Consider the following 6,311-nt stretch of genomic DNA (forward strand, 5'->3'; position numbering starts at 1 on the left):
GATTTTTTTGATGTATGTTGTCCTATCTTCGTCTCCCTGATTGATTTCGATTTCATTATAAAGTTCCTGATCCAACCTTATAGATATGTGTGGCTCAATGTATCACGTGCGTTACACATATAAAAAATTAGATGTGATACAGAAATTTATATTACCAAATTTATATTTTTGCATCATGGTTGCAAGCAAATGAAACTTTTAGATTTCAAATAAAAACTATGTTGTAAAGCGAAATATTTCCTTTTTGTATATCAACATGTAAAGGCTCATTTTAGTTTTTAGAACATTAAGTAATTTGAAGGTTTGATTATCTAAAACAATCAATTTTCTACCTAATTAGGCAAAATACGAACAGGTTATTCTACAAAAAGGCAAATAATAAATATGTGAAAAGTGCAAAAATTCTGTTTTCTCTACAATCTCCCTATGTGTGGGTTTTTTCAATTGTTCTGTGCGTAGGTTCTTGGCGAATTATTTATAAAGTAGATAATATTAAATTTTTCTATTTTGTTTGTGTTAAATTCCGATCATCTTTGTGAGCATGAATCTCCCCCATCCCGCAGCCACAGCCGTGCCACCCCCGAATGAATTCGTAGGCATCCATTTGTTGGAGGTCGGGTGTGTGGAATTGAATGTGGACAGATTTGGAATCTCAATGTAAGTTCTCTTTACTGCTTCCGTTCATACAATAAATCTTTGCCTCCGATATCCAAACCGAAAGATACCTTCAGAGCACCCGTGTGGCATGTATTGACACAGGTCTGGCATAAGATACACTCCGTAGATAGAACGCGAGAGTCCATTTTGATATAATCAGGGATCTGAATATCCATTGGACACGTCTTCATGCAAGCTCCGCACTCGTTGCATTTTTCGCTATCTCCCTGAATCTTGAGCAATGAAAAGCGAGTCGTAATCTTGAGAATTGTGGTTATCGGGCAGACGTACTTGCAGAATGCGCGGTTATCCTTAAGCCAGAAAGCCATTATAATGCCAGTGGAGTAGTAAATAGCATTGCCAGCAAGAAGCCAGTATAGTTCAGTGATGCTTTTACTTTCAACACGGTATCCTAATCCAAACCAGAGCAAAAGCACAAAACTGAGGCTTAAAATGAAATGTGTATAACGCAACCATCCCCATTTCTCCGGGATACGCCCGCTGCTGCGTTTATACGGAAGGAAGTCCAGTACCATTGCAGTCCAGCATGCCCAACTGCACCAAGCCCGATTAAACAAAATCGGACCTAAAATTTTCGCTATCAAGTAATGGATGACAGAACCAGAGAAAAATCCAGCCAGCAGGTAAAAAAAGAAGCCTTCAATCTGCAAATTCTCAAAGTTCAGGAAACCCAGAAAGAAAAGCAAGTACCCACCAATGAGAAACATAGCCAACCTGCGACCCAATGGCTTTTTCTTCCTTGGAAGCGCAGAGTAAACACCAATACCAATACCGATCGCAGCCCCGATGTATAGAAAATTGAATAGATAGAAAATATCTCCCGTGGATCGCCACAGGACTATAGCAACAATCCAGAACGGAATCAGGATTGCCAGCGATGAAACCAACTCTTTGAAGTCGAATTTGTCCTCGTCTTTCATCTTTCGCGACATCTATTTAAAATTGTTATTACAATAACGACTATTAGATACCCATTTCCCCTAACATTGTATATTCCGGTTTGTCCCAACCGCAGCAGAGCTGCGGGGTATAACTATTGAGATCAACCATCCTTAATGTTGTTCTAGGGTGGCCTTTTTGGCTTGGGTTTTATAGTTGCATAAAGCATCAGTTGAAGGAGGCTTACTACTGTTATGACTGTTTTTGTTGAGTCGTTCATTTAATAATTTGACGCTTTCTTTAAGTTCTGCAGTTCTGGCGGTCAGTTGATTTATTAAATTGATAACTGCCTCGGGCCCTGCTTCATAAATTGTAAGAATTTCTTCACGTTCCATATCAATCCCCTCAGATTAATGGAAAAATTTTGTTGCTTTTTAGAATATTAATTTGAGATGATGTCAGAGTATTTTGATTTTTCGATTTAGGTGCTTTTCTTAAAAGTAAACCGTTTATAGGGTGGCTGAATAGTTACGAAAATCTTATAAATGAATTAAGATATTTGTTGATTGAATAAGTAAAGAAGGGGATTTATGAAGAAATTATTGATATTCTGTTTTTTAATTGTAGGAATTATTTTTCTTTCAGGTTGTATTGATGAAGAAAAAGCCAATTCTGAACCCTCAAAGAATTCACAATCATCAGGAATACTCATTAAAACAACTCATCCCTACGATAACAACTCATATGCAGAGCTCCTTCGCTTAGTAGAACGTATGTTTACTTATCCTGGAACTCCTATGGAAAAACCCTTTACTTTTCTTCCGGGTGAACTACCTAGTGATTTACCAATAATTATTCCTATTCCTGAGGACGCTACGATTATAGGCAGTACAGTGCGCTTTGAAGATGATTATCAACAAGTTCAGATATTTCTTGATGTGCCTAGAGAGCCAAACAAAATTTTGGAATTTTACCGCAATAATTTGAATAAAACTGGATGGAATGAATTAGAAAGTTCTTACCAAGATGAGGGGGGTTTTGTACATTTTCCTTCCATGTCTGAAAGTTCTACTTTCTGCCAAAATGAAAGTGCAGGACCTTCTCTTACAATAACTCCATTTACACCAAATGGAGAAAAGCCAACTGATGTAAGATTAAACTTGGATACCAATCCACGAAATCCAGTATGCAGGATGAAAACCATTGAACCTCATGGAATTAGTGGTGCTGAAGAAATAATGCCAATATTAAAACCTCCAAAAGGTGCCCTACAGAAGGGTGGAGGTGGAGGAGGCAGCGATGATTATTGGAATTCAGAAACCACATTGGAAACTGAACTGAATATAAAGGATTTAGAATCCCATTACCAAAATCAACTTTTGGAAGCACGCTGGGAGCTAAAAGAAAAAACAAGTCAAAGTTCAATTGGATTGAGTACTTGGTCTTTTACTGATGAGTTTGGTGATCAATGGTCAGGCATTCTTTTAATTAACAATCTGGTACAAGATAATTTGTATTTTGCATATTTCTCAATATTCCTAGTTTAAAAAATTTTTGGCAGTGTCCTGATTTAGAATACTTAATGAAAAATAAAAAAATTGCTCCCAATTCCATTGATGATCAGCTAAACCTTTCCAACACTGCAGGAGTCTTGGTTTTAGTGTCAATAGCGGTCTAATTTTCCCCATTTTCAGCGGGATAAAAATCCCCATCTGACAATCTTGGGTAAAAACCCCAAGGTTGTGGACTATGATAGAAATGGAGGATTGGTTTATGATACGAGAACTACATGCACAGGGTCTGAGCATCACTGCAATATCCGATAAAACCGGATATGACAGGAAAACAGTACGAAAATATTTAAATTTAATAACAATACCAGAACCTGACCTGGGATCTGAAAAAATCCCTGCAATCATGCGGGGAACACAGGATGTTAAGGTGCTGGTCAAATATCGTATTACGAGGCGTTAGTGCCATCTGCATATTTGTGCTACGCATCTGGTTTATTATAAAGGGGCCCGGACTTGTATCTAAAAATGCTTTCAGGAGCGGATACAAGCTTGAATTAATAGGCAATTCACGGCTCCTCATTTCATACGTTTTCGATACGATTAGACCGCCTTCTTAAAGAGTATCCCAATGAAAACACATTGAATTGTCAAAACCGACTATTAATAGAATAATTTAAATACCAATATTTGGATATTGCGCTAATTGAAAGAATGATGAAATGGAAAAAGCAAAAGGCATTGTTATTGGTAATCCTGTCTGCAATACTGCTCTTTGCAAATATGGGGTACACAGGTGCAACGCCGCCTGAAGTGGAATGGAACAGGACCTTTGGAGGAGCTGGCATAGAGCATGCTGAGTTTGTCGAGCAGACCTCTGATAACGGTTATCTCCTTGTTGGAAGTACACGTGTGTGCAGAGAATGTCCTGAGGATGTCTGGCTTGTGAAAACCGATCCAAAAGGAGAGGAACAATGGAACAAGACATTTCGAAAAATGGGAAGTGATCATCTTTATCTTTTCCAGCAAACCTTTGATAATGGTTATATCTTTGCAGGAACTGCGAGTTTATGTAATGAATGCCCTGATGATGTTTGGCTTATGAAAACAGATGTAAAGGGTGATGAGTTATGGAACAAGACCTTTAAAGGAACTGACAATGACAGGCTAAAATACATCCAGCAGACGCCTGATGGTGGCTGGATCATCATAAGGATGACCGGGTCGTGGGATAACTATTCTATCGTGATGGGAAAAATCGATGTGACTGGAACCATGGAATGGGAAAAGCCTTTTGGAAAGGGAAATATATACACAATCCACCATACCTCAGACGGTGGCTTCATCATTGGATCAAGTACAAGTTCGGCACCGGAAGGGTCAAATTTTAGGCTTGTGAAAACCGATTCAACGGGAGATGAGCAGTGGAACAAAACCTTTAAAGGAACGATACGTTATGTGGCAAACACTATCCAGCAGACCTTCGATGGTGGTTATATTATTGGAGGAAATACGGATTCATGGGGAGTTTGCCATTCTGATTTCTGGCTGATGAAAACCCATGCAAAGGGAAATGAGCAATGGATCTGGACCTCTGGAGGATCTAACCATGATTGGATAAAATCCGTCCGTCCGACTGTTGATGGCAGTTATATTCTGAGAGGATGGACATTTTCTTATGATGACGATTTCTGGCTGATCAAAATAGATCCGAGAGGAAACATGCTCTGGGTCAAGACATTTGAAGATGTTGAATCATTCCAGCAAACCTCAGACGGAGGCTATATACTTGCAGGAGATAAATACTCTGATTTCATGCTGATAAAGTTGGATAAAGAACCTCCTACTCCCACAGCATTATTCATTTATTATCCGAAGCATCCCGGAGTAGAACAGATGATAACATTCAATGCTTCCCCAAGTTCTGATCCGGATGAAAAAATCACTAATTACCAATGGAATTTCGGAGATGGGAATACATTAAATACAACTGAAAAGACAATTAACCATTCCTATGCCTCAAAGGGAACGCATAACGTGACGTTAACGGTAAAAAATAATAATACTGTAATGCACTCAACAAATAGAAATGTAACTGTTCAACAGATAACACCACCTCAAATGGAATGGAAGCAGACCATTGGAGGAATTGGCTTTGATAATGCCAATTCGGTCCAACAAACGGGTGATAGTGGCTACATCAGTGCTGGAAGCACAGGTTCATATGGTTCCGGAGATGGTGATTTTTGGCTCATAAAAATCGATACAAACGGAAATATGCAATGGAACCAGACCTTTGGAGGAACCGGAGGCGATTGGGCAGAATCTATTCAGCAGACCTCTGACGGTGGCTTCATCATTGCAGGAACTACCACATCATATGGTGCTGGTTATTTTGATTTCTGGCTGATAAAAACAGATTCTAAGGGAAAAGAACAATGGAACCAGACCTTCGAGGGATCAGGAGATGATTGGGCACACTCAGTTATCCAGACTTCAGACGGCGGCTATGTTATTACAGGGAAGACGGGGCCGCTTTATGATAATGTCAACTATGATCAAAATGATAATTTGGATGATATGTGGCTGGTAAAAACTGATTCAAAAGGAAATATGGAATGGTATAATAGCTTTGGATCAACAGGTTTTGATTGGGCTAATTGTATCCAGCAGACTTCAGATGGCGGGTATATTATTGCAGGAAAAATCGATTCATACAGGGCAGGAGACGCCGATGTTTGGCTGATAAAACTGGAAGGAAATCTGATACAAGTACAAGAAGAACCAGCACAATCTGAAAAACAATCACCACATACTCAGGATGTACCGGGTTTTAACGCGGCGTTTGCTTTTGGAAGTTTATTATCTGTGAGGTATTTTGTATTGAGAAAACCACTCAAGTAGCTATTACTATTTATTGAATAATATTATGGCACTATCCCATAATCTAGTGATTTCTACTTTTTTCGGAAAATATACTAACCAATCTGCTAAAAAACTGAATCATCATTAGCCCATGATCGACTTAAAGTCAGTTAATTTTTGCTAATACTAGAAAAACTGCAATAAGTTCAACATATATATACCTAAACATCGAAAGCTTCCGCTCTTCAGAAATAATTTTCAATGAAACTTGTCAATGAATTCCAAAAGGTCTAAACATTTTAAACATTTCTAATATTGTTGGTTTTTCCCCTTCAAACATCCCTGCTCTTTTCATTGAAGAAAGTTTAATCTGAAAAT

At 38.5% G+C, this 6,311-nt stretch carries 5 protein-coding genes; 3 read left to right on the plus strand and 2 right to left on the minus strand.

The window, feature by feature from the left end:
* Positions 1-668 precede the first annotated feature (668 nt).
* Both IBX40_10095 and IBX40_10100 read right to left on the minus strand, forming a co-directional pair.
* The gene (locus IBX40_10095; GenBank protein MBE0524667.1) at positions 669-1,598 is read right to left on the minus strand and encodes a 4Fe-4S binding protein; all 930 of its coding nucleotides are present in this window, start codon (positions 1,596-1,598) and stop codon (positions 669-671) included.
* Between the two features lie 132 nt (positions 1,599-1,730).
* Positions 1,731-1,952: a hypothetical protein gene (locus IBX40_10100; GenBank protein ID MBE0524668.1), complete on the minus strand. Its 222-nt coding sequence runs from the start codon at positions 1,950-1,952 to the stop codon at positions 1,731-1,733.
* Between the two features lie 195 nt (positions 1,953-2,147).
* Here IBX40_10100 and IBX40_10105 point away from each other — a divergent pair, with 195 nt between their 5' ends.
* The 3 genes from IBX40_10105 (at position 2,148) to IBX40_10115 (ending at position 5,972) form a co-directional block, all read left to right on the plus strand.
* Positions 2,148-3,104, plus strand: a complete 957-nt coding sequence (locus tag IBX40_10105) for a hypothetical protein (GenBank protein ID MBE0524669.1) — start codon at positions 2,148-2,150, stop codon at positions 3,102-3,104.
* Between the two features lie 226 nt (positions 3,105-3,330).
* Positions 3,331-3,531, plus strand: a complete 201-nt coding sequence (locus tag IBX40_10110; GenBank protein MBE0524670.1) for a hypothetical protein — start codon at positions 3,331-3,333, stop codon at positions 3,529-3,531.
* Between the two features lie 251 nt (positions 3,532-3,782).
* A complete protein-coding gene (locus IBX40_10115; protein MBE0524671.1) occupies positions 3,783-5,972 on the plus strand; it encodes a PKD domain-containing protein in 2,190 nt (729 codons plus the stop codon).
* Positions 5,973-6,311 lie beyond the last annotated feature (339 nt).

The organism is Methanosarcinales archaeon (assembly GCA_014859725.1).
GTDB lineage: Archaea > Halobacteriota > Methanosarcinia > Methanosarcinales > Methanocomedenaceae > Kmv04.